The 24,020-nt window shown below is 73.2% G+C and carries 10 protein-coding genes and 1 tRNA gene; 3 read left to right on the top strand and 8 right to left on the bottom strand.

All coding sequences use genetic code 11. The annotated features are described in order from the left end of the window. Positions 1 to 69: 69 nt before the first annotated feature. The 5 genes from ACFWJX_RS04900 to ACFWJX_RS04880 all read right to left on the bottom strand — a co-directional run bounded on the left by ACFWJX_RS04900 (position 70) and on the right by ACFWJX_RS04880 (position 16,711). Positions 70 to 7,041, bottom strand: coding sequence for an amino acid adenylation domain-containing protein (locus ACFWJX_RS04900; RefSeq protein WP_383236859.1), 6,972 nt, complete (start codon positions 7,039 to 7,041; stop codon positions 70 to 72). Next, positions 7,038 to 14,894 carry an amino acid adenylation domain-containing protein gene (locus ACFWJX_RS04895; RefSeq protein WP_383236856.1) on the bottom strand — a complete coding sequence of 2,619 codons (7,857 nt, stop codon included), beginning with the start codon at positions 14,892 to 14,894 and terminating at the stop codon, positions 7,038 to 7,040. The genes ACFWJX_RS04900 and ACFWJX_RS04895 overlap by 4 nt, the downstream gene beginning before the upstream one ends. Then, on the bottom strand, positions 14,891 to 15,895 hold the full coding sequence (gene sbnA / locus ACFWJX_RS04890; protein WP_383236854.1) for a 2,3-diaminopropionate biosynthesis protein SbnA: 1,005 nt from the start codon (positions 15,893 to 15,895) through the stop codon (positions 14,891 to 14,893). Before sbnA ends, ACFWJX_RS04895 begins: the two co-directional genes overlap by 4 nt. A 28-nt stretch (positions 15,896 to 15,923) precedes the next feature. Further along, positions 15,924 to 16,127 (bottom strand): hypothetical protein, encoded by a 204-nt coding sequence (locus tag ACFWJX_RS04885; protein WP_383236851.1) that lies wholly within the window; start codon positions 16,125 to 16,127, stop codon positions 15,924 to 15,926. A gap of 323 nt (positions 16,128 to 16,450) precedes the next feature. Next, positions 16,451 to 16,711 carry a hypothetical protein gene (locus tag ACFWJX_RS04880; protein ID WP_383236848.1) on the bottom strand — a complete coding sequence of 87 codons (261 nt, stop codon included), beginning with the start codon at positions 16,709 to 16,711 and terminating at the stop codon, positions 16,451 to 16,453. Between the two features lie 231 nt (positions 16,712 to 16,942). Between ACFWJX_RS04880 and ACFWJX_RS04875 the strand changes: the two genes are divergently transcribed. After that, a complete protein-coding gene (locus ACFWJX_RS04875) occupies positions 16,943 to 17,911 on the top strand; it encodes a LuxR family transcriptional regulator (RefSeq protein WP_383236845.1) in 969 nt (322 codons plus the stop codon). A 599-nt stretch (positions 17,912 to 18,510) separates the two neighbouring features. Here the strand turns inward: ACFWJX_RS04875 and ACFWJX_RS04870 are convergent. Then, complete coding sequence (locus ACFWJX_RS04870) at positions 18,511 to 19,287, bottom strand: ABC transporter permease (RefSeq protein ID WP_086769269.1); 777 nt, start codon at positions 19,285 to 19,287, stop codon at positions 18,511 to 18,513. After that, on the bottom strand, positions 19,280 to 20,242 hold the full coding sequence (locus ACFWJX_RS04865) for an ATP-binding cassette domain-containing protein (RefSeq protein WP_383236842.1): 963 nt from the start codon (positions 20,240 to 20,242) through the stop codon (positions 19,280 to 19,282). Before ACFWJX_RS04865 ends, ACFWJX_RS04870 begins: the two co-directional genes overlap by 8 nt. Positions 20,243 to 20,472: 230 nt before the next feature. Here ACFWJX_RS04865 and ACFWJX_RS04860 point away from each other — a divergent pair, with 230 nt between their 5' ends. Together ACFWJX_RS04860 and sbnB are read left to right on the top strand one after the other, a co-directional pair. Continuing rightward, positions 20,473 to 22,713, top strand: a complete 2,241-nt coding sequence (locus ACFWJX_RS04860) for an MMPL family transporter (RefSeq protein WP_383236839.1) — start codon at positions 20,473 to 20,475, stop codon at positions 22,711 to 22,713. Between the two features lie 35 nt (positions 22,714 to 22,748). Further along, entirely contained in the window at positions 22,749 to 23,780 is a 1,032-nt protein-coding gene (gene sbnB, locus ACFWJX_RS04855; protein ID WP_383236837.1) for a 2,3-diaminopropionate biosynthesis protein SbnB, read from the top strand. A gap of 115 nt (positions 23,781 to 23,895) precedes the next feature. On the opposite strand, the gene ACFWJX_RS04850 is transcribed toward sbnB, so the two are convergent. After that, positions 23,896 to 23,969 (bottom strand) — tRNA-Ala (locus ACFWJX_RS04850). Between the last annotated feature and the right edge of the window lie 51 nt (positions 23,970 to 24,020).

Genomic DNA, 24,020 nt, shown 5'->3' with positions numbered 1-24,020 from the left:
GCGGGCACGCTCATCCCGCGCGGGCATTTCATGGAATTCCTCAGAATTCGCATCCGATTGCTTCGGATGTCATTCCATGAGGTCGGTCAGCACGCGGGCCACGGCCGCCGCGGGGGCGGCGTCCAGCATTCCGTCGTGGTCGGCGTCCACCTCGTGGCGGACGATCCGGCCGGTGGTGTGGGGGGCCCAGACGGATTCGCCGGTGGCGTGCGTGTCTCCTCGCGTCGCCGCGAAGAAGTGCAGGTCGCCCTGGTGGAGGCGGGGACGGTGGGTGTCGGCGAGCGTGTCGAGCGCCCGGATGACCCGCAGCAGGCGGGCGTACTGCTCGTCGGTCAGCTCCGCCAGCGCGTCGCCGGCGGCGCCGAGTCTGGCGCGCAGTTCGCCGCTCAGGAGGGCGTCGTCGGGAACCTCGTCCGGCGACGCTCCCGAAGCCTCGCCCGCCTCCGCCGGGAAACCGTCGAGGTTCGCCAGCAGGGCGACCTTCTTCCCGGACTCCACGAGCTGGCAGGCCATTTCGTGGGCGACCAGTCCACCGAACGACCAGCCGAGAATATGATACGGGCCGTCCGGCTGAATTTCCACCATTCTTTCCACGTATTGCGCGGCCATTTCCGATACGGATTCCGGCTGCGGGGCGTCGTCCTGGATTCCGCCGGCCTGGAAGGCGTGGACGGGCGTGTCCGGGAGGTGGGCGGCCAGGGACAGGAAGGGCCAGCCGAGGCCCACACCGCCGTGCACGCAGAACAGGGGCGGGCGGCTGCCGTGCGGGCGGATGGGCAGCACGGGCGCGAAGGCGGCGTCCCCCGAGGTGTCCGAGTCGGCGACACCGGCGCCAAGGGCCACGGAGTCCAGCGCGGCCAGCGCCGCCGCCGTCCGGTGCACGAACACGTCCGCGGGTGTGAACCGGACTCCGGCCGCCTTCGCCCGGCCCACCAGCCGGATGGAGCGGATGGAGTCGCCGCCGAGGGCGAAGAAGTCGTCGTCGGCGCCGACCTGTCCGGCGCCGGTCCCGAGGGTCTCGGCGAACAGGCGGCACAGCAGTTCCTCGCGCGGGCCGGCCGGTGGGCGGCCGCCCGTCGGGGACGGTGCGGCGGGTGCGGGCAGCCGTTTGCGGTCCACCTTGCCGTTGGGGGTGAGCGGGAGGGCGTCCAGGACGACCAGGGCGGCCGGGACCATGTAGTCGGGCAGCCGGCGGGCCACATGGGACCGCAGGTCGGCCGGTTCGGTGCCGCTCGCGGTGACGGCGTATCCGGTGAGCCGGTCCTCGTGGAGCACCACCGCCGACTGTTCGACGTCGGGGTGGCCGGTCAACGCGGCCTCGATCTCACCGAGTTCGATGCGGAAGCCGCGCACCTTGACCTGGTGGTCGACGCGGCCGAGGTAGTCGATCGTGCCGTCGGGCCGCTGCCGTACCAGGTCGCCGGTGCGGTACATGCGCGCGCCGGGTCCGGCTGCGAACGGATCGGCGACGAAGCGTTCGGCGGTGAGTCCGGGGCGGCCGTGGTAGCCGCGGGCCAGGCCGACACCGCCGATGTACAGCTCGCCGGTGGCGCCGGTCGGCACGGGGTGCAGGTCGGGGCCGAGGACGTAGGTGCGGTTGCCGCCGAGGGGGCGGCCGATGGGCGGGGTGCCGGTGCCGTCGAGTTCGGTGGCGGTGGACCAGATGGTGGTCTCCGTCGGGCCGTACAGGTTGGTCAACTTCCGGGTGGCTGCCGCCAGTCGGGCGGCGAGGGCGGGGCTGATGGCCTCGCCGCCGGTCAGTGCGTGCAGGCCCGCGAGGGCGTGCGGGTGCTCGGTGACCAGGGCGTGCCACAGGGTGGGGGTGGCCTGCATGACGGTGGCGCGGGAGTCGGTCAGCAGGGCGGCGAGGGCGTCGGGGTCGCGGACGGTGTCGTGTCCGGCGAGGACCAGGCGGGCGCCGGAGATCAGCGGCCCGAACAGTTCCAGGTTGGCGATGTCGAAGCCGAAGGTGGTGACCGCGACGAACCGGTCCTTCTCCCCCAGTTCCAGGCGCACGCGCAGGTCGGCGAGGAAGTTGGCGAAGGCGGCGAAGGAGATCACCACGCCCTTGGGGCGGCCGGTGGAGCCGGAGGTGTAGATGGTGTAGGCGGCGTCGGCGGGTGCCGGGTCGCCGGTGAAGCCGGGTGCGTCCGGGACGGGTTCGTCCAGGAGCAGCCGCGGTACGGCGTCCAGGGCGGGCAGGCCGCCCGCCACGTCGGTGGTGGTGAGGGCGAGGACGGGTCCCGCGTCCTCGACGACGTACCCGATGCGTTCGGCGGGGTAGGCCGGGTCGATCGGCAGGTAGGCGGCGCCGGCCTTGTGGACGGCGAGGACGGCCACGGCCAGTTCGGCCGAGCGGCGCAGGGCGACGGCGACCAGGCTGCCGGGTCCGGCGCCCCTGGCGCGCAGGGCGCGGGCCAGGTGTCCGGCCTGTTCGTCCAGCTCGCGGTAGGTGAGGGCGCGGTCCTCGGAGACGAGGGCGGTGCGGTCGGGGTGGGCGGCGGCGCGCTGTTCGAACCAGCGGTGCGGCGGGCCGTCGTAGGGGTGGGCGGGGGTCCGGTTCCACTCCTGGAGGAGGGTCTCGCGTTCGCCGGGGAGCAGGGCGGAGACCGCGCTGAGGGGCCGGCCGGGGTCGGCGGTCATGGCGTCGAGAAGGTGGGCGAACCGGTCGGCGAGGCGTCGGGCGGTGTCCTCGGTGAACAGGTCGGCGCTGAACTCCAGCCGTCCGGCGAGCCCGGCGGGCGCGCCCGCGGTGTCCTGTTCCTCGGCCAGGTCGAAGGCCAGGTCGAAGCGCGCGCCGCCGGTGGCGGCTGCGCCGAACTCGACGTCCAGACCGGGGAGTTCGAGGTCGGGGCGGGTGTTGTTGTGCAGGGCTAGCAGGGTCTGGAAGAGGGGGTGGCGGGCCAGGGACCGGGTCGGGGCGAGTGCCTCGACGAGCTTTTCGAAGGGCACGTCCTGGTGGGCGTACGCGGCGAGGTCGGCCGTGCGGACGCGGTCGACGAGGTCGGTGAAGGTGGGGTCGCCGGAGACGTCGGTGCGCAGGACGAGGGTGTTGACGAAGAAGCCGACCAGGTCGTCCAGGGCCTCGTCGGTGCGGCCGGCGACGGGGGTGCCGAGGGGCACGTCCTGGCCGGCGCCCAGCTTGGCGTAGAGGGCGGCGAGGGCGGCCTGGAGGACCATGAAGAGGCTGGCGCCCGAGCGTGCGGCGAGGGCGGCGGCCCGGCGGTGGGTCACGGCGGGGACGGTGAAGCCGACGGTGGCGCCCCGGTAGGAGGCGACCGCGGGCCGGGGCCGGTCGGCGGGCAGCTGGAGTTCGTCCGGCAGCCCGTCCAGGGCCTTGCGCCAGAAGCCGAGTTGTTCGCTCGCGAGGCTGCCGGGGTCGTCCTCGTCGCCGAGGAGGTCCCGCTGCCACAGCGCGTAGTCCGGGTACTGGACGGGCAGCGGCGCGAACCCGGGGGCCGTGCCGTCGAGCCGGGCCCGGTAGGCGGTGCCGAGGTCGCGGGCGAGGACGGCGTTGGACCAGCCGTCGGCGGCGATGTGGTGGATGACGACGGCGAGCAGGTGCTCCTCGCCGCCGGCCGTCACCAGGCCGGCCCGCAGGGGCGGTTCGGTGGCCAGGTCGAAGCCTCGGGCGACGAACTCCGGGAGGTCCTCGACGGCGGCCAGCGGCACCTCGGCCGTCTCCAGCACCCGCTGGTAGGGCTCGCCGCCCGCCTCCGGGAAGACGGTCCGCAGCGCCTCGTGCCGGGCGACCACGTCGTTCAGGGCCGCCTGGAGGGCCTCCCGGTCCAGCGGCCCGGTCAGCCGCAGCGTCCACGGCAGGTGGTAGGCCCCGGCCGTCCCCTCCAGCCGGTTGAGCACCCACATCCGCCGCTGGGCGTACGACAGCGGCGGCCGCGCGGGCCGTACGGCGGCGGCGAGGGCCGGCCGGGCCGCCCCGGCCGTGCGGAGGGCGGCGGCGAGGCGGGCCGGGGTGGGCTCCTCGAAGACCAGCGCCATCGGCAGTTCCGCGCCGAGCAGCGCGCGGACGCGGCTGATCAGGCGGGTCGCGAGCAGGGAGTGGCCGCCCAGGTCGAAGAAGTCGTCGTCGGCGCCGACCCGTTCGACGCCGAGGACGTCGGCGAAGGCCTGGCAGAGCGCGGCCTCCTGCGGGGTGCGCGGCTCACGGGTGGTGACCCCGGCGAGGTCCGGGGCGGGCAGCGCCTTGCGGTCCACCTTGCCGTTCGAGGTCAGCGGCAGCGCGGGCAGGACGACGAACGCGGCCGGGACCATGTACTCGGGCAGCAGCGCCGCCAGTTCCCGCTTCACGCGCGCGGGGTCGGCCTGGCCGGCGAGGTGGGCGGCGAGGCGGGCGCTGCCGGTCTCGCCGAACACGGTGACCACGGCGTCCGCGACCCCGGGCAGGGTCCGCAGGACGGCCTCGATCTCGCCGGGTTCGACGCGGTGGCCGCGCACCTTGACCTGGTGGTCGCGCCGCTCCAGGAACTCCAGCCGGCCGTCCCCCTCCGGGAGGACGGTCCGCACCACCCAGTCGCCGGTGCGGTACATGCGGGCGCCGAGCGTCCCCGCGAACGGGTCGGCCACGAACACGGCCCCGGTGCGCCCGGCGTCGTCCAGGTAGCCGCGGCCGACCCCGCGCCCGCCGACGTACAGCTCCCCCGGCACCCCGGCGGGCACCGGACGCAGCGCGTCGTCGAGGACGTACAGCCCGGTCTCGCGCACGGCCCGCCCGATGGGCGCCCGTACGTCGCCGAGGCCGGTGGCGTCGGTGATGAGGGCGTGGGTGACGTCGTCGGAGCACTCGGTGGGGCCGTAGGCGTTGACCAGGGGGATGCCGGGGAAGCGGGCGAGCCAGCGGCGGCACAGGTCGGCGGGCAGGGCCTCGCCGGTGACGACCAGCCGCCGCAGTGCGGCGAGGACCGGCGGGCGCGCGCCCGCGTCCCAGGCGTCGAGCGCGGCCCGCAGCAGCGAGGGGACGACCTCGAGGACGGTGACCGCCTCGGTGTCCGCGAGCCCGAACAGGGCCTGCGGGTCGGCCGCCGTGGACCGGCCCACGACCCGCAGCCTGCCCCCGCTCACCAGGGCGGCCAGCATCTGCCACACGGAGATGTCGAAGGTCACCGGCGCGTTGTGCACGAGCACGGTGTCCTCGTCGAGGCCGAGGTCCTCCGCCTTGGCGAGAAGGTGGTTCACCATGCCGTCCCGGTGCACCATGGCGCCCTTGGGCCGTCCGGTGGAGCCCGAGGTGAAGATGACGTAGGCCAGGTCGAGCGGGCCGCCGGGGGCCGCCGGGAGGGGCGCGGAGGACAGGCCGGTCACGGGGGTGACGGGCAGGTCGGCCCCGGCGGCGGCCAGCACCTCGCGTGCCGCGCCCTCGTGCTCCCCGTCGACCAGCAGGTGCCGTACGCCCGCGTCCTCGACCAGGGAGGCGCTGCGGGCCGTCGGGGCGTGGACGTCGAGGGGGACCCAGGCGGCGCCCGCCGCGAGAGTGCCGAGGACGGCGGCGACGAAGTCGCGGCCGGGGGCGGCGAGGACGCCCACCAGGGAGCCGGGGCCGACGCCCGCGCCGGTGAGGTGCGCGGCGATGCCGCCGGCGCGTTCGGCCAGGCCGGCGTAGGTGAGGCTGCCGTGGTCGTCGGTGACGGCCTCGGCGTCGGGCCGGGCCGCGGACAGCTCGCGCACTCGGGCGACGACGTCCGTGAAGGCGTCCCCGCCGGACGGCACGGGCAGGTCCAGTACGTCCTCGCCCGGCAGCAGCGTGCCGATCCGGCCGGACGGCGTCCGCGGTTCGGCGACCGCCGACCGCAGCACCCGCTCCAGCCGGGCCACCACGTCGGCCGCGTCGGCGGCGGTGTATCTGCCGGGGTCGTAGGAGACCGTCAGCTTCAGCCGTTCGCCGGGGATCGCCATGAGGCTCAGCGGGTAGTGCGTGGCGTCCTTGGCCTCCAGGCCGGTCACGGCGAGGCCGGGGACCGGGTCGCGCAGGGCGGCCGGGTCCAGCGGGTAGTTCTCGAAGACCAGCACGGTGTCGTACAGCTCGCCCAGGCCCACCGCCCGCTGGATGCGGGCGGCGCCGAGGTGCTGGTGGGGCAGGAGCGCGGCCTGCCGCTCCTGGAGCCGGCCGAGGATCTCGGGGAAGGTCGCGTACGGGTCCAGCGTGACCCGCACCGGGACGGTGTTGATGAACAGGCCGACCATCGACTCGACGCCGGGCAGCTCAGGCGGGCGGCCGGAGACCGTGGAGCCGAAGACGACGTCGGAGCGCCCGGTGAGGGTGCCCAGGACCGTCGCCCAGGCGCCCTGCACGACGGTGTTGAGGGTGAGCCCGCGTTCCTTCGCCCAGGCGGTGAGGCCGGCGGTGAGGCCTGCCGGGAGGTCGAGGACGTGATGGTCGGGCAGCCGGGAGCCGTCCGTGCCGCCGGGGGCGACCAGGGTGGCCTCGGTGAGCCCGTCCAGCGCCTCCCGCCAGGCCGTCTCGGCGCCGGCGTCGTCCTGCCGGGCGAGATGGGCGAGGTAGGTCTTGTACGGGGTGACGGGCGGCAGCGGGGCCGCCGGGTCGCCGTACAGGGCGAACAGTTCGCCGATGATGATGGGCATCGACCAGCCGTCGAACAGGATCTGGTGGGCGGTCAGGACGAAGCGGTACGACGTGTCGCCGGTGCGGATCAGGCGGAACCGGAGGAGGGGCGGGCGGGCCATGTCGAAGGGCCGCAGGCGGTCCTCCTCGGTCAGCTTCCCGATCCGGTCCCCGTCGGTGACGTGGTCCTCCTGCCAGGGCAGGGCGATGGTGCGCGGCACGAGCTGGACGGGGTCGCCGTTGTCGCGGTAGCGGAACCCGGCCCTGAGGTGCGGGTGGCGGTCGAGGAACCGCTCGGCGGCGGCCTTCAGGCGCGCCCCGTCCAGTGGCCCGGACAGGTCCAGGACCAGCTGCACGGTGTAGACGTCCAGCTCCCGCCGCCCGGAGACCGCGTGGAAGAGCAGGCCTTCCTGGAGCGGGGTGAGCGGCAGGACGTCGCTCAGGTTGGATCGTCCTCGTGTCACAGGGAGGCCCCCCAGTCGTCCATCTCGTTCTCGAATGCGTCCAGTTCGTCCTGGCTCAGGGCGATCAGGTCCACGTCGCTGGGCGTGTGGCCGCCCGCGTCGGGGTTCTGGGCGTGGGCGACGAGCGCGCGCAGCGCCCGGAACCAGCCGTCGGCGACGTCGGCGGCGTCCGCCTCGTCGAGCAGTTCGCCCGGCCAGGTCCATACGGCGGTCAGGCGCGGCCCGTCCGGTCCGTCCTCGGTGAGGGCGTTGAGGCCGAGCGCGTGCGGCAGCGCGAGCCCGGGGTCGGCGCCCGCCGCGATGAGCGGGGACTCCTCGGTGGTCGCCCAGTCCACGTCGCGCGGGGCGGGCAGCCGGCCCAGGTAGTTGAAGCCGAGCTGCGGGCTGCGCTCCAGGCCCGGCAGGGCGGCGATCCGGCGCAGTACGCCGAAGCCGACGCCGTGGTCGGGCACGGCCCGCAGCTGCTCCTTGACCTGCTTGAGGACGCGTCCCGCCGAGGGCCCGCCGGCCCACACCTCCGCCCAGTCCGGCGCGCCGAGGTCGACGCGCAGCGGGTAGGTGGTGGTGAACCAGCCGACCGTGCGGCCGAGGTCGATGCCGTCGGCGATCTCCTCGCGGCCGTGGCCCTCCATCTCGATCAGCACCGCGGCCGCGTCGTCGCGGGTGCGGCGCCGCCAGTCGGCGACGGCCAGCACGTAGGCGGTGACCAGCACGTCGTTGATCTCGGCGTGGAAGGCGGCGGGCACCTCGGTGAGGACCGCCCGGGTCGCGTCGGTGTCGAGGGTGCGGCGCAGGGTGCGGGCGGTGGCATGGGTGTCCCGCGCCGGGTCGAGGGGCCGCCCGGCGAGCAGCGGGTCGGGGGCGGCCAGGGTCCGCTGCCACAACTCGCCCTCTGCGACCCGCCGTTCGGAGACGGCCTCCTCGGCGAGCAGTCCGGCCCAGTGCCGTACGGAGGTGCCGACCGGCTCCAGCTCCGCCGGACCCCCCGTCACCGCCGCCTCGTGGGCGCGGGCGAGGTCGTCCAGGAGGATCCGCCAGGAGACGCCGTCGCAGACCAGGTGGTGCAGGGTCAGGACGAGCCGGCCGGGGCGGTCGGCGCCCGCGTCGAGCCAGGTCGCGCGGAGCATCGTGCCCTCGCGCGGGTCGAGGCGTCCGGCGTCGGCCAGCGCGGCCCGCCGTACGGCGTCGGCGAGGGCGGGGCCGTCCAGCCGGGCCACGTTCTCGCGCCCCAGCAGCCAGGGCGCGTTGACCGCTCCCGGTTCGCGCACCTTCGGTGTCCAGGTGCCCTCCTCGTCGAGCAGCTTCGTCCGCAGGGCGTCGTGGTGGTCGATCACCGTCTGGAGGGCGGTGGCGAGACTCGCCCGGGTGGCGCCGGCCGGGGTACGGACGGCGACCGCCTGGCGGAAGGCGTCGTAGGGGCCGTCGAGGGCGTGCAGCCAGCGCATGATCGGGGTGGGTGAGAAGGTGCCGATCGCGTCGTCCCTGCCGCGCACGACCTGCTCCTCCACCGGGCGGGCCACCGCGGCGAGGCCGGCGGGCGTGCGGTGCAGGAAGACGTCCTGCGCGGTGAGCAGCAGGCCTGCCGCGCGGGCCCGGCCGACGAGCTGGATGGAGCTGATGGAGTCGCCGCCCAGGTCGAAGAAGCCGGCGTCGGCGCCGACCTCGTCGAGCCCGAGCACCTCGGCGAACACCGCGCACAGCGCCCGTTCCTGCTCGGTGACCGGGGCCCGGCCGCGGGTGGCGTCGGTGTAGTCGGGGGCGGGCAGGGCGCGCCGGTCGAGCTTGCCGTTGGTGGTGAGCGGCAGGCCGTCCAGGGTGACGACGGCGGCCGGGACCATGTAGTCGGGCAGCCGTCCGGCCACGTGGCTGCGCAGGGTCGCCGGGGGCGTCGTCGTGCCGGCCGCCGGGACGACGTAGGCGACGAGGCGTTTGTCGCCGGGGCGGTCCTCGCGGACGACGACTGCGGCCCGGTCCACCTCCGGGTGGGCGGCCAGGGCGGCCTCCACCTCGGCCAGTTCGATGCGGAAGCCCCGCAGTTTGACCTGGTCGTCGGCGCGGCCGACGTAGTCGAGGGTGCCGTCGGCGCGGCGGCGCACCAGGTCGCCGGTGCGGTACATGCGGGCGCCGGACGGCCCGTACGGGTCGGTGACGAACCGCTGCGCGGTCAGGTCCGGGCGGCCGAGGTAGCCGTGCGCGAGGCTCGCGCCGCCGACGTACAGCTCGCCGGTGACGCCGGCCGGGACGGGCCGCAGGTCGTCGTCGAGGACGTGCACGACCGTGCCCGCCAGCGGGGTGCCGATGGGCGGCCTGCCGCCGGGCACGAGCGGGTCGCTGACGGTCGCGCAGACCGTCGTCTCGGTGGGGCCGTAGGCGTTGAGCAGGGTGGTGTGCGCGGCCCACTTCTCCACCAGGGCGGGCGGGCAGGCCTCCCCCGCGGTGATCACGGTGATCCCGGACGGCACCGGCCGGTCCTCCGGCCAGGCCGCGAGCACGGCCGGCGGCAGGCATACGACGTCGATGCCGGCGTCGGTGAGGCAGGCGGCGAGCGGGTCGCCGGGCGCGCGCTGGTCCTCCGTGGCCAGGACCAGGACCGCGCCGGTGACCAGGGCGGTCAGCAGCTCCCAGGCCGCCGCGTCGAAGCTGAGCGAGGCGAACTGGAGCAGCCGCGTCCCTTCCCGCACCCCGAACCGCCCGGCCTGCGCGGTCAGCGCGGCCGCCGAGGCGTGCCCGACGACCACTCCCTTGGGGCGGCCGGTGGAGCCGGAGGTGTAGATGACGTACGCCGGGTCGCCGGGCACCGGTCCGTGCTCGGGGGCGCGGTTGGGCCGGCCGACGAGGTCGGCGAGGGTGGTGTCGGCGTCCAGCACGAGCGGCTCGGGGGCCGTCGCGGGGACGCGGTCGGCGACCGCGGCCGTGGTCAGTACGGCGGCGGGGCGGGCGTCGTCGAGGACGTACGCGATCCGCTCGTCCGGGTAGGCCGGGTCGATGGGCAGGTAGGCGGCTCCGGCGGCCAGGACCGCGAGGACCGCGGTGATCGTGTGCGCGGAGCGGTCCGCCATCAGCGCCACGACCTGGCCGGGGCGCACGCCACGCTCCACCAGCAGGTGCGCGAGCCGGTGCGCCCGGTCGGCGAGGTCGCCGTAGGACACGGTGGTGCCGTCGGGCAGCGCGAGGGCCGGGCGGTGCGGGTCGGTGGCGGCGCGGACGGCGAACAGGCGGGCGATCGTGGTGGGTTCGGGCGCCGCGGCGGCGGAGCCGTTCCACTCGCCGAACAGGTGCTCCCGCTCGGCGGGCAGCAGGGCGTCGAAGCCGCTGAGCGCGGCGTCCGGCCGCTCGGTGAGGGCGTGCAGGAAGTTCACCAGGCGGGCGGCGACCGACTCGGCGCTCTCGTGGGTGAACAGGTCGGCGCTGTACTCCAGCAGACCGGCGATGCCGTCGGGGCGGCCCTTGCCGTCCTGCTCCTCGGTGAGTTCGAAGGCCAGGTCGAAGCGGGCGGTGCCGGTGGGGACGGCGGTCGTCTCGGCACGGGTGCCGGGCAGGGCGAGGTCGGTCGCCGCGTTGTTCTGGAGTGCCAGGAGCACCTGGAACAGGGGCTGGCGGGCCAGCGAGCGCTCCGGGTTGAGGGCCTCGACGAGCCATTCGAAGGGCACGTCCTGGTGGGCGTAGGCGGCCAGGTCGGTGGTGCGGGCGCGGCCGATCAGCTCGCGGAAGGTGGGGTCGCCGGACACGTCGGTGCGCAGCACCAGCGTGTTCACGAAGAACCCGACCTGCCGCTCCAGGGCCGCGTCGGTGCGGCCGGCGACGGGGGTGCCGAGCGGGATGTCGGTGCCGGCGCCGAGCTTGCGCAGCAGGGCGGCGAGCGCGGCCTGGAGCACCATGAAGACGCTGGCGCCGGTGGCGCGGGCGAGGGCGGTGACCGCCTCGTGCAGCTCCCGGTCCAGCCGGAAGGCGACCTGGCCGCCGCGGTGACCGGGCAGCGCCGGGCGCGGGAAGTCGGCCGGCAGTTCCAGCTCGTCGGGTATCCCGGCGAGTTCGCCGCGCCAGAAGTCGAGCTGGCGGGCGGCGAGGGAGCCGGGGTCGGCGTTGTCGCCGAGCAGTTCGCGCTGCCACAGCGTGTAGTCGGCGTACTGCACGTCGAGCGGCGCCCAGCCGGGGGCGTGCCCCGCGGTGCGTGCCGTGTACGCGGTGCGCAGGTCCTCGGCGAACGGCAGCACCGACCAGCCGTCGCCGGCGATGTGGTGGAGCACCACCAGCAGCACGTGCTCCTGGTCCGAAAGTGTGAACAGTTCGGCGCGCAGCGGCAGGTCGGCGCCGAGGTCGAAGGGGCGTACGGCCCGTTCGGCGAGCACCGTGCCGAGGTCACCGGCGGCGACCTCGGTGACGGGGAGGTCGAACGGTCTGTTATCGGCGGACAGGACGACCTGGACGGCCCGGCCGTCGCGCTCCGGGAAGACCGTGCGCAGCGACTCGTGGCGGTCGACGACGTCCCCGAGGGCCGCGGCGAGCGCCTCGTGGTCGAGGGGGCCGGTCAGCCGTACGGCGCGCGGCAGGTGGTAGCCGACGGCCGCGTCCGCGTCGAGCCGGTCCAGGAACCACAGGCGCTGCTGGGCGAAGGACAACGGCAGTTCGGCGGGCCGCTTCCGGGCGGTGACCGCTGGACGCGCGGCCTCCGCCTCCGTGAGGTGTTCGGCGAGCGCGGCGACGGTGGGGGCCTCGAAGAGGATCCGGACGGGCAGTTCGGCGCCGAGCAGCACCCGGATCCGGCTGATCGCGCGGGTGGCGAGCAGCGAGTGGCCGCCGAACTCGAAGAAGTCGTCGTCGATGCCGACCTGTTCGACGCCGAGGACCTCCGCGAACACCGCGCACAGCACCTGCTCGCGCGGGGTGCGGGGGCGGCGTCCCGTCTGTCCGGCGGTGAGGTCGGGCGCGGGCAGCGCCTTGCGGTCGACCTTGCCGTTGGCGGTGAGCGGCAGCCGGTCCAGGACCACGAAGGCGGCCGGGACCATGTAGTCGGGCAGGGTGGTGGACAGCTCGGCCTTCACCTCGGCGACGTCGACGTCGCCGGTGACGAACGCGGCCAGCCGGGTCGAGCCCGCGCTGTCCACGGCGACGTCCACGGCCGCGTCGGTGACACCGGTGACGCCGCGCAACGCGGCCTCGACCTCGCCGAGTTCGATGCGGTGGCCGCGGATCTTGACCTGGTGGTCGACGCGTTCCAGGAACTCCAGGCGGCCGTCCGTGCGGTGCCGTACGCGGTCGCCGGTTCGGTACATGCGGGCGCCCGGCTCCGGCGCGAACGGGTCGGCGACGAACACGGCCGAGGTGCGGCGCGGATCGTCCAGGTAGCCGCGGCCCACGCCGACCCCGCCGACGTACAGCTCGCCGGGCGCGCCCACGGGCACGGGACGCAGGCCGTCGCCGAGGACGTACAGGCGGGTGTTGCGGATCGCGGAGCCGATCGGGGTGTGGACGTCGCCGAGGTCGGCCGCGGAGCGGATGAAGGCGTGGGTGACGTCGTCGGAGGCCTCGGTCGGGCCGTAGGCGTTGACCAGAGGCACGTCGGGGAAGTGCGTGAACCAGCGGCGGCACAGGTCCGCGGGCAGGGCCTCGCCGGTGACGACGAGATGGCGCAGGGAGGCCAGCGTCGGCCGGGCCGCCCCGCTGTCCCAGTCGTCGACGGCCGCCCGCAGCAGTGAGGGCACGACCTCCAGGACGGTGATGTCCTCCTCGTCGACCAGCGCGAACAGGCCCTGCGGGTCGGCGGCCAGCGAGCGCGGCACGACCCGGGTGCGGCCGCCGGCCACGAGCGCGGCGAGCATCTGCCACACGGAGATGTCGAAGGTGACGGGCGCGTTGTGCACCAGCACGTCGGCGGGTGTCAGCCCGAGGTCCTCCACCTTGGCGAGCAGGTGGTTGACCATGCCGGCCCGGTGCACCATGGCGCCCTTGGGGCGGCCGGTGGAACCGGACGTGAAGATCACATAAGCCAGGTCGTCGCCCGCGCCCGCAGCCGGTACAGCAGCCGTCGGAGCATCGCCGGATCCTCCGTCCCGCAGTTCGACGATCTTCGGCCAGTGGTCGCCGGCCGCGAGCAGCTGGTGGGCGTATCCCTCGCGGGCGGGGCTGAACAGCAGGGCGTCCGCGCCGCTGTCGGCGAGCAGGGCCGCCCCGCGGGCGACGGGCGCGTGCACGTCCAGCGGGATCCAGGCGGCGCCCGTGGCGAGCACTCCGAGCACGGCGGCGACGAACTGCGTCCCCGGATCGGCGGCCAGCGCCACCAGCGACCCGGTGGCCACCCCGGCCCCGGCCAGCCGCAGGCTCACCTCGTCGGCCCGCGCGCACAGTTCGGCGTACGACAGCCGTACGGTGCCGTCGTCCACGGCGATCGTGTCCGGGCTCGCGGCGGCCAGTTCGCGCACCCGCTCCACCACGTCGGTGAAGCCGCCGGTGCGGACGGTGGCGTTCCAGTCCTCCAGGACGATCTGCCGCTCGGCGGGCAGCGTGACGTCGAGCCGGCCCAGCGGCAGCGCGGCCGGGGCGAGCGCGAAGCTCTCCAGGTGGCCGAGCAGCCGCTCGCCGTGCGCGGCGAGTTCCTCGTCGGTGAACAGGCCCGGGTTGGCGTCCAGCCGTAGTGTCCAGCGGCCGTCGGGCGCGTCCAGATAGATGAGCTGGAGTCCCGGCACGGGCCCGGTGGACAGGTTGTGCAGCCGGCCGGTGCACTCGCCGAAGACCAGATCGGCCCCCGACTCCAGCACATTGACGGTCGGCCCGTACGACAGCTCCGCGTCCCCGGCGAGACCCAGCTCGCGGCGCAGCCGGTCACCGCGGTAGCCCTGGTGGCGCAGGGTGGTGCGCAGTGCGGCCGCGGTGAGTCCCAGCAGGCCGTCGCGGGTCAGCGCGGGAGTGACGTCCAGCGGCAGCGGCAGGAAGTTGGCGCGCATCCCGGGGACCGTGCGGGCCGTCGGCGTGGTCCTGGCCGGCACGGGCAGCGTCAGCAGCACCCGGCTGCCGCCCGTGACCCGGGCCAGGTAGGAGGCGGTGGCCGCGACCAGCGCGGCGGGGAGGGTGACCCGGCTCTCCCAGGCGACCCGCTCCAGCCGGGTCACGGTCGCTGCGGGAACGGGGGAATTCCACCTCAGCGTGTGCCGTGCCCGCAGCGGGCGGCGCGGGGAGAGCCGGGTCGGCTCGGGGGTCTCCGTGAACCGGCTCGCCCAGAAACGGGCGTCCCGCTCGTGCTTCGCGGAGTCGAGATAGGCCTGCTCGTCGTCGACGAGGACCCGCAGCGGCGGCAAGGACTCACCGCCGGCCGTGCCTGCGTACAGCTCCGCGAACCGCCGGTAGAACGGGGTGCGGCTGAAGCCGTCCAGCAGGATGTGGTTGGCCGACACGTAGAAGCGGTGGTGGTCGTCGGCGAGCCGGTGCAGCTGCCACCGTACGGCGCCGTCCGCCAGCGAGGACGGCAGCGCCAGGTCCTCGGCCATCAGCTGGCGTGAGACGGTGTCCGGGTCGGCCTCGGTGCGCAGGTCGCGCACCGCGACACCGGGCGTGGTCAGCGGGGCGGTGGGGTCGGCGGGGTCGGCCCGGTCCAGGGCGCCCTCGTGGACCTCCCAGGTGAACTCACGGATCGTCTGCACGGCTTCGCCGTCCCGCTCGGTGAACACCGCGCGCAGGGCGTCGGTCTCGGCGAGCAGGCCGTGCCAGGCCGCCGCGAAGCGGGCCGGTTCGAAAGGGCCGTGCAGGTCCAGGTGGTCGGCCATGGTGAAGACCGGGTTGCCGGGGTCGAGCTGCTGGGCGTACCACATCTCCCGCTGCGCGAGCGAGAGCGGCAGTTCGTGGCTGAACGACTCGCTCATCGTTGATTCACTCCAGAAGTGGCGGGGGTCGGCCCGGTCCCCAGGCCGAACTCGTCGAGGCCGTAGATGTCCTGGACCCAGTTGCTCTGGTAGATCGTGTCCAGGTAGCGATCACCGAGGTCGGGGGAGATGGCCACGGCGGTGACGTCCTCCCCGGGCCGGTGCTCGGCGAGCCAGCGCACCGCGCCGTTGACGACCGTCCCGGTCGAGCCGCCGAAGAGGAATCCGCTGCGCGCCAGCTGGTGGCAGGTGCGGATGGTGTCGATCTCCGGGACGAGCACCATGTCGTCGACGTAGGACTCGTCGAAGAGCGCCGGCCGTACGCCGGCGCCCAGGCCGGGGATCATCCGGGGGGCCGAGGGCCCGCCGAAGGTGACCGAGCCGACGCTGTCGACGCCCACGATCGTCACCTGTGAGCCGGGGCGGTCCTTGAAGTAGCGGGCGCAGCCCATCAGCGTGCCGGTGGTGCCGGCGCCGACGAAGAGCAGGTCGAGCCCGGGGAACTGTTTCTCGATGGCGGGAGCGGTGGTGCGGTAGTGCGCCATCCAGTTGTTGGCGTTGGCGTGCTGGTTGAGCCAGAGCACCCGTTCGTCCTCGGAGCACAGCGCCCGTACGTGGTCCAGCCGGGCACCCAGGAACCCGCCCGCGCCGGTGGCCTCGGTGATGACGTGCACCTCACCGCCGAGCGACTCGATGGCCTGGCGGGTCGTCAGGTTCGTGCGGGCGTCGACGACGCAGATGAAGCGATATCCCTTGGCCGCGGCGATCATGCTCAGCGCCAGGCCCAGATTGCCCGACGAGGACTCCACCAGAACGGAGTCCGGTCCCAGCGTGCCGCTGCGCTCGGCCGCGTCGATCATGGAAGCGGCTGCCTTGAGCTTCACCGAGCCGGCGAAGTTGAAGGCCTCGCACTTCAGATAGAGCGGCCATCCGTACAACTGCCGCAGGTCTACGAAGAGGTCTTCCTCGTGGAACTCCTGCGGGGTACCGATGATGGGCACCGTGCCCTACCTCCCCCGTCTTCCCGTGTCAGGACCACTCGGGTTCGCGGTGGAAGCCGCCGAGCCCCTGAAGGGTCCCGAGCAGGTCGGCGACCGCTTCACCGACGGCCGGCACCGTGACAGTCGTCTCCGCTCCCGCGGTGAGCGTGCTCGCGGAGGCGGAACCCGCGCCCACCGCGAGCGCGGCGACGGCGACGACGGTGCAGGCTGTGACGCGAAGCATCGATCGCATGACTAATTCCTCGTTTCAACTTTGTGGGTAATTCCGGAGAGGCCCGCTCGGAGTTTCTCGGAGAAAGTTCCGGGGCATCTCGTCGATGCGTTGATTCTTACAACCCGTGACCCCTGGGTTAAGACTTTCGACTGTCAGGGTCCTGCCGTGACAACGTCATGCCAGATTGATTTCCCGGACTCCGGGAAAAGGGAATTAACCATTCCCCCACGGCATATGCGGGCCCGTCGAAATAGGAGCCCAACATTCCGGGAACCGGGAGCATCCAGGGGGCCGGGCCGGGCCGGGCCGGTCTACCGGCCGCGCCGCCGGGCGGCCGGCGGTCAGTCGCCGGTGCAGTCCCGGATCACCCAGCCGCGCAGCGACTCCACCCGCAGCGATCGCGTCACGACCCGCCGCGCGGCCGCGTGGGCGGCGGCCGGCGTCGAGGCGGACACGAAAAGGACGAGGTCGGCGCCGTCGGCACCGACCTCCGCGTAGACATGCTGGACACCGTCCTGGGTGCCGGCCACCGCCCGGACGGACCGGCGCAGCTCACGGTCGTCCAGCGGCCTGAGGCCGGGCGCCAGGCGCACGTTAATCATGTACATAGCAAGCTCTCGCAGCTTGGCCGACAATCGGTCAACTTCGGGTGTAATCGCGCCACAGGTGTCTCATTCCGGTAGGACAGCCGAGGGCCGTCACTGACGATCTACCTAGCCCGCGGGGGACCGGGAGAGCGGGAGACTGGTACGTGGTATGAACACGTACATAGGGGGCGAAGAGTGTTGCGGATACTCGGGCTGGCATCGGATCCGGAATGTCTGTATCGAGCCATGGTCGGGGAACCCCACCTGGATGTGCCGGGGCTCGCCTCCCATCTGGACTGGTCCGTCGAGCGGGTCCGGCACGCCCTCGACGAGCTGGCCCGGCTCGCCCTGGTCCGCCCCTCCGGGGACCCACCCGGTGAACTCCTCATCGTCAACCCCGAGCTGCGGCTGACCGCGCTGCTCACCCAGGAGGAGGTCCGGCTCGCCGAACGCCAGCAGGCCATCGCCACCAGCCGCCAGGCCGTCACCGAGATCATCGACAGCTACCACAACGCGGTCCGCAACCAGCGCGGACTGGAGGTGGAGCGCATCACCGGCCTGGAGATGATCCGCGCCCGGCTTGAGGAGCTGTCCCAGGAGTGCGCCGAGGAACTCAGCGCCTTCATCCCGCTCAGCAGACAGCCGGCCGATTCCCGCCGCGCGGTCCGCCCACTGGACGAGAGCCTGCTGGGCCGTGGCATCCACATGCGCAGCGTCTATCTCCAGGGTTCGCTCGGCGACCCGGACATGACCACGCACTTCGACTGGCTGACCGACCTCGGCGGACGGGTGCGCACGGTGGCCACCCTGCCGCTGCGGCTGATCATCTTCGACCGGCGGGTCGCCATGGTGCCGTCGGACCCGGAGAACACCGCGTCCGGCGCTCTGCTGCTGCGCGGCAAGGGCCTGGTCTCCGCGCTGTGCTCGCTGTTCGAACACGTCTGGGAGGCCGCGACGCCCTTCGGCCAGGAGCCGATCACCGACTCCCGCACCGGCCTGTCCAGCCAGGCCCGCGCCATCCTCAGCCTCCTGGCCCAGGGATACACGGACGACGTCGTGGCCAGAAAGATAGGGGTCTCGGTCCGCACCTCGCGCCGCATCACAGCCGAACTGATGAGCCAACTCGGCGCCCGCAGCCGCTTCCAGGCCGGCGTCCTCGCGGGAGAACGCGGCTGGCTGAGAGGCGCGACGGCAGAGAGCGGAACCTCGGACTGACCTGCCCCAACCGCCGACACCGGCCGCGCGGGTGAGGCGGGCCGGCGTAGAAGCAAGGGCTGGGCGGGCCACCGTAGAAGCGAAGGCGTGTCGGACCGCCGTAGAAGCAAAGGTGAGGCGGGCCGCCGCGGAAGCGAAGGCGTGTCGGACCGCCGTAGCAGCAAAGATGGGGCGGGCCGCCGTAGAAGCAAAAGCGCCCGGGACCGCCATAGACGCAGAGGTGACGCGGGCCGGCAGGGAGGCGAGAGTGCTGCGGGCCGCCGTAGAGGCAGAGGCGCCGCGGACCGCCAGGGGAACGCACGCGCCGCGGACCGCCGTAGAAACGACAGGGACGCGGACCGCCATAGAAGCAACGACGCCGCGGGCCACCGTAGCGGCCAAGACGCCGCAGACCGGCGCAGCAACACAGGCTCCGCCGACCGCCCCGGAAACACCCGCCCCGCGGACCGCCTCGGAAACAGAGCGGACCGGCGTGGAAGCAGAGGTGGGGCGGGCCGCCGTAGCGGCACTTGCCGCGCGGTCCGCCGTGGAAACCGAAGCCGCCCCCCGGGGGAGGCGGGTGTCGCGGCTGTGGCGCTGGGCGCCACGACACCCGCCGCTCACCGGGCCGCGGCGGAGCGGAAGGCGCGCAGGGCGAGCGGTACGACGACCGCCAGCAGCACGCCCAGGGTGAGCACCGAGGCCAGTTCCGGATGCCGTACCGGCAGGCTCGCGCCCGCGGAGGCGGGGGCGTTGCCCCACAGCACCCGGCATGCCTCGGCCACCGAGCTGACCGGGTTCCACTCCGCGACCGCCCGCAGCCACCCGGGGAGTCCCCGCAGCGGCATGAAGGAGTTGGAGAGGAACGAGAACAGCACGAGGGCGAGGGCGGTGACGCCGTTGATGGCCTCCATGTTGCGCATGGCGAGACCGATCAGCACGCCCAGCCAGAGCATCGCGTACGTGAATCCGAGAAGCAGCGCGAACCCCGCGACCGCCTCGAAGAACCCGCCGTGGATGCGCCAGCCGACCAGCAGGCCGATCCCCGCCACCGCGCCCATCGCGGCGGCCGCGGTGACCAGGTCCGCCACGGTGTACGCGAAGAGCACCGAGGCCCGCGAGATGGGCATCGAGCGGAACCGGTCGGTCAGCCCCGCGCGCAGGTCCGACGCCACCCCGAGCGCGGTGGCGCCCACACAGGCCAGACCGACCTGGGCGAACACGCCGGCCATCACGTAGTCGTGGTACTCGCCGCCCTTGACACTGATCACACTCGCGAAGAGATAGCCGAGGATGACCACCATCGCGATCGGTGTGAGCGACACCGAGATGATCTTCTCGGGTGTCCGGCGCAGATGCGTCATCTGCCGTCCCGTCAGGGCCAGGACCTCACTCATCGCCGCTCTCCTTGGTCTGGGCGCCCGTCCCGGTCAGTTGGAGGAACACCTCGTCGAGCGACGGCCGCCGCACGGCGAAGTCGGTGACCGGCACCCCGGACCGCTCGAGTTCCGCGGCCGCGCGGGCCACTCCCCCGATGCCGTCCACGAGCCGCACCGCGACCCGCCGGGTCTCCCGGTCGACCACGGGTGCCTCGGACACCGCGCGCCCGAGCGCCGCCGCGGCCGCGTCGAGCGATTCGGCGCGCTCGACGGAGATCTCCAGCCGCTCGTCACCCACCTTCCGTTTGAGTTCGTCGGCGGTCCCCTCGGCGATCACCCGGCCGGAGCCGAACACGGTGATGCGGTCGGCGAGGAAGTCCGCCTCCTCCAGATACTGCGTGGTCAGCAGCACGGTGACACCGCGGGCGATCTGCTCGCGGACCTGCTGCCACAGCGTGATCCGGCTCGCCGGGTCCAGCCCGGTGGTCGGCTCGTCGAGGAACAGCACCTGCGGCGAGGCGACGAGACAGGCGGCCAGATCGAGCCGCCGCCGCATCCCGCCGGAGTACGTCTTCGAGGGCCGGCCGGCCGCGTGCTGGAGCCCGAAGCCGTCGAGGAGTTCCTCGGCCCGGGTCTGCGCGCCGCGCCGGCCGAGGCCCATCAGCCGGCCGATCAGGACCAGGTTCTCGCGCCCGGTGAGCAGTTCGTCCACGGCCGCGTACTGCCCGGCCAGGCCGATCCTGCGGCGCACTTCGCGCGGCCGGCGCACCACGTCGTAACCGGCCACCGTCGCGCGGCCGGCGTCCGGCGCGAGAAGGGTGGCCAGGGTGCGCACCGTGGTCGTCTTGCCCGCGCCGTTCGGGCCGAGCAGTCCGAGCACCGTTCCCGGTGGAACGCTCAGATCGACACCGGCCAGCACTTCGTGATCACCGAATCGCTTTTTCAACCCTTCGGCTTGAATGGCGAATTCCATGCCCCTCCCCGCCCTCTTCTGGATCTTTCCGAGTGTGTGTGGATTCCTTTTCCGAGGCGTGAAGGTAGCAGGATAAATACCGGCCAGGTGCCCGTTATGTCTGGTATGACATGGCAGCACTCTGCAGCCGCAGCATGCTGCCTCCGCGAGACCTACGAATGCCCGCGAGCCCGCGCCAAGCTTTTTCCCGGAACCCCGCACCCCCCATGCCGCAGGAGAGAAGAAGCGAAATGGCAGCCAAACGGAACCTCGCAGCCGCACTCGGCAGGTGGAGTGCCGAACACCGGAAGACCGCGGTGTTCGGCTGGCTCGTCCTGGTCGTTCTGGTGATGACGCTGGGCAGCTCGGCGGGCCAGGTCAACCTCACCGAGGCCGACTACGGAACCGGCGACTCGGGCCGCGCCGAGCGCATCCTCCAGGACGCCGGCCTGACCGAACCGGCCGGTGAGCTGATCTACATCCGCAGCGACGAACTCACCACCGACAGCCCCCGGTTCGCCAAGGCCGTCGCCGACACCACCGACGCCCTGGAGGCCACCGGCCTCGTCACCCGCGTCCACACCCCCGACACCACCGGACTGGTCTCCGCCGACAAGCACGCCGCGCTCATCCAGTACGACGTCAAGGGCGACCCGGACACCGCGGCGGACCGCGTCCAGCCGGTCATCGACGCGGTGGAGAAGACGGACGCCGCCCACCAGGACGTGACCCTCGGTCAGTACGGCGCCGCCACCGGCCTGAAGGCCATCAACGACAGCCTCGGCAAGGACTTCGTGCGCGCCGAGTACACCGCGCTGCCGGTCTCGCTGGGCATCCTGCTCGCCGTGTTCGGCGCGCTGGTCGCCGCCCTGCTGCCGATCGCGCTCGCCGTGACCGCCTGCGTCGGCGCCCTCGGCCTGCTCGCCCTGACCAGCCACGTGGTGCCGGTCGACGGCATGACCAACTCCATGATGTTCCTGATGGGCCTCGCCGTCGGCGTCGACTACTGCCTCTTCTACCTGCGCCGCCAGCGCGAGGAGCGCGAGGCGGGCCGCGACAACGCCACCGCGCTCCAGATCGCCGCGGCCACCTCCGGCCACTCGGTGCTGATCTCCGGCATCACGGTCTGCATCGCCATGGCCGGCATGTTCCTGTCCGGGCTGACCGTCTTCGAGGGCTTCGCCATCGCCACCATCGAGGTCGTCGTCATCGCCGTCCTCGGCTCCATGACCGTCCTGCCCGCCCTGATGGCCATGCTCGGCGACCGGATCGGCGCCGGCCGCATCCCGTTCCTGGGCCGCCGCCGCGCCCGCCGCGCCACCGCCACCGCCACTGGTTCCGGCACCCCGCGGCGCGACAGCGTCCTGCTGCGCGGCGTCCTCGCCCGCCCCGCCGTCTTCGCCGTGCTCGCCGTCGCCTTCCTGCTGGCCCTGGCCGCGCCCGCGCTCGGCATGAAGACGGAGAAGCTCGGCACCGACAAGCTGCTGCCCACGGACAACCCGACCGTGGTCGTCTCCCAGCAGATCGAGAAGGACTTCCCCGGCTCGCCCGCGCCCGCGAGCGTCATCGTCAAGGCCACCGACATCGACTCCGCGGAGATGACGCGGGCCATCGCCGACTTCCGGGCGAAGGCCGTGGCCTCGGGCCAGACCGGCAAGGCCATCGACGTCACCGTCCACGCGAAGGAGAACATCGCCGAACTGAGCGTCCCGCTGGCCGGAAACGGCTCCGACGCCACCTCCAAGAAGGCCCTCACCACCCTGCGCGAGACCCTCGTCCCGGACACCGTCGGCAAGGTCGCCGGCACCACCGCCCTGGTCCGCGGCGACCTCGCCTTCTCCGTCGACTACAACGACCAGCTGAAGAAGAGCATCGTCCCGGTCTTCGCCTTCGTCCTCGGCGTGACCTTCCTGCTGATGCTGTTCTCCTTCCGCTCCCCCGTCATCGCCCTCACCTCCATCCTCCTCAACCTGCTCTCGGTGGGCGCCGCGTACGGCGTGATGACGGCCGTCTTCCAGCACGGCTGGGGCGCGTCCCTGGTCGGCACGGAGGGCATCGGTGCGGTCGAGTCCTGGATGCCGCTGTTCGTCTTCGTGGTCCTGTTCGGCCTCTCGATGGACTACCACGTGTTCGTGGTCTCCCGGATCCGCGAGGCCTACGACCTCGGCGCCACCACCCGTGACGCCATCGCGCACGGCATCCGCACCACCGCGGGCGTCGTCACCAGCGCCGGCCTCATCATGGTCGCCGTCTTCGCGGTCTTCGGAACGCTGGAGATGCAGGACTTCAAGCAGCTCGGCGTCGGCCTCGCGGTCGCCGTCCTGCTGGACGCCACCCTGGTCCGCGCGGTCCTGCTGCCCTCGGTGATGCTCCTGCTCGGCAACGCCAACTGGGCGGCCCCGAAGTTCCTGCGCAAGTCCCGCCCGGCCACCCCCGCCGGCCCCACCCCGGCCGCCCCCACGGCCCCGGCACGCGCGGCGGCAGGCCGATGACCCCCACCCCCCGCACCTTGACGGAAGGCAGCCCCGTGTTCGAGTTCAGCGTGGTCGGCGGCACCACGGCCCGTGAGGTCATCGCCCGCTCCCGTCCCGAGATCGTGCACGAGGTGCGCTCCACGTACCTCGCCCACGACGACGGCGACTCGGTCAACCCCGACAGCTACTTCCTGCGCTTCCCCGACAAGCCGGACGCCCGCATCATCGCGCTCCCCGCCTACCTGGGTGGCGAGCACGACGTGGCCGGCATCAAGTGGATCGGCTCGTTCCCCCAGAACATCGCCGACGGCATCCCCCGCGCCAGCGCCGCCCTCCTCCTGAACGACTACGCCACCGGCTACCCGTTCGCCCTCCTGGAGGCCTCCCAGATCAGCGCCGCCCGTACGGCCGCCTCCGCGGTCCTGGCCGCCGAGCAGTTGTCCGGCTCCCGTACCGCCGGACACCTCTCGGTGATCGGCGGCGGCATCATCGCCCGCAACATCCTGGAGTTCTTCGCCGCGCAGGGCTGGCAGTTCGAGGGAGTCACCGTCCACGACAAGGTCCCCGAGTACGCCGAGGCCCTCGCCGCCCACTCCGACGACCACCTCGGCTACCGCACGTCGACCACCGCGAGCCTCGAAGTGGCCCTGCTCAAGGCCGACATCGTGGTCTTCGCGACGACCGCGTCGGAGCCGTACGTGCTGGACGCGGGCGCGTTCGCCCCTGGCCAGGTCGTCCTGAACATCTCCCTCAGGGACATCGGCCCGGAACTGATCAACGACGCCTACAACGTCGTCGACGACATCGACCACTGCTTGAAGGCCAACACCTCACCGCACCTCGCGGAACAGAAGTACGGGCACCGCGACTTCATCACCGGCACCCTCGCCCAGCACATCCGCGGCCAGGTGAGCACCGGCACCGACAAGCCGGTCATCTTCTCCCCGTTCGGCCTCGGCGTCCTCGATCTCGCGGTGGGCCTGCACGTCTACCGGGAGGCCCGCGCGGCCGGCGAGGCCACCGCCATCGACGGCTTCTTCGGCGAGACGACCCGCTGGCCGACCCGCCCGCCCCAGCACGGCTGACCCCCCGCACACGACGGAGCCCCTGCCAACCTCACCGGCAGGGGCTCCGCGCGTTGTCACGCCTACACATGGCAAGGGGCCCGTTCCTTTATCAGGAACGGGCCCCTATGCTGCGTGGACCTGTGGGGATTTGAACCCCAGACCCCCTCGATGCGAACGAGGTGCGCTACCAGACTGCGCCACAGGCCCTTGCAACGAGTGAAACTCTAGCATCCCCCTCGGGGTGCTTGGAAATCCGTT

It is taken from the genome of Streptomyces sp. NPDC058335 (genome assembly GCF_042723915.1).
GTDB lineage: Bacteria > Actinomycetota > Actinomycetes > Streptomycetales > Streptomycetaceae > Streptomyces.
The sequence above is the reverse complement of the archived record's forward strand: the minus strand, read 5'-3'. Positions and strand labels throughout refer to the sequence as shown.

Coding starts and splice junctions, on each gene's coding strand:
- ACFWJX_RS04865 (WP_383236842.1), bottom strand. CDS start 20,242: ATGGAATTCGCCATTCAAGCCGAAGGGTTGAAAAAGCGATTCGGTGAT.
- ACFWJX_RS04875 (WP_383236845.1), top strand. CDS start 16,943: ATGGTCGGGGAACCCCACCTGGATGTGCCGGGGCTCGCCTCCCATCTG.
- ACFWJX_RS04880 (WP_383236848.1), bottom strand. CDS start 16,711: ATGATTAACGTGCGCCTGGCGCCCGGCCTCAGGCCGCTGGACGACCGT.
- ACFWJX_RS04895 (WP_383236856.1), bottom strand. CDS start 14,894: ATGAGCGAGTCGTTCAGCCACGAACTGCCGCTCTCGCTCGCGCAGCGG.
- ACFWJX_RS04885 (WP_383236851.1), bottom strand. CDS start 16,127: ATGCGATCGATGCTTCGCGTCACAGCCTGCACCGTCGTCGCCGTCGCC.
- ACFWJX_RS04870 (WP_086769269.1), bottom strand. CDS start 19,287: ATGAGTGAGGTCCTGGCCCTGACGGGACGGCAGATGACGCATCTGCGC.
- ACFWJX_RS04860 (WP_383236839.1), top strand. CDS start 20,473: ATGGCAGCCAAACGGAACCTCGCAGCCGCACTCGGCAGGTGGAGTGCC.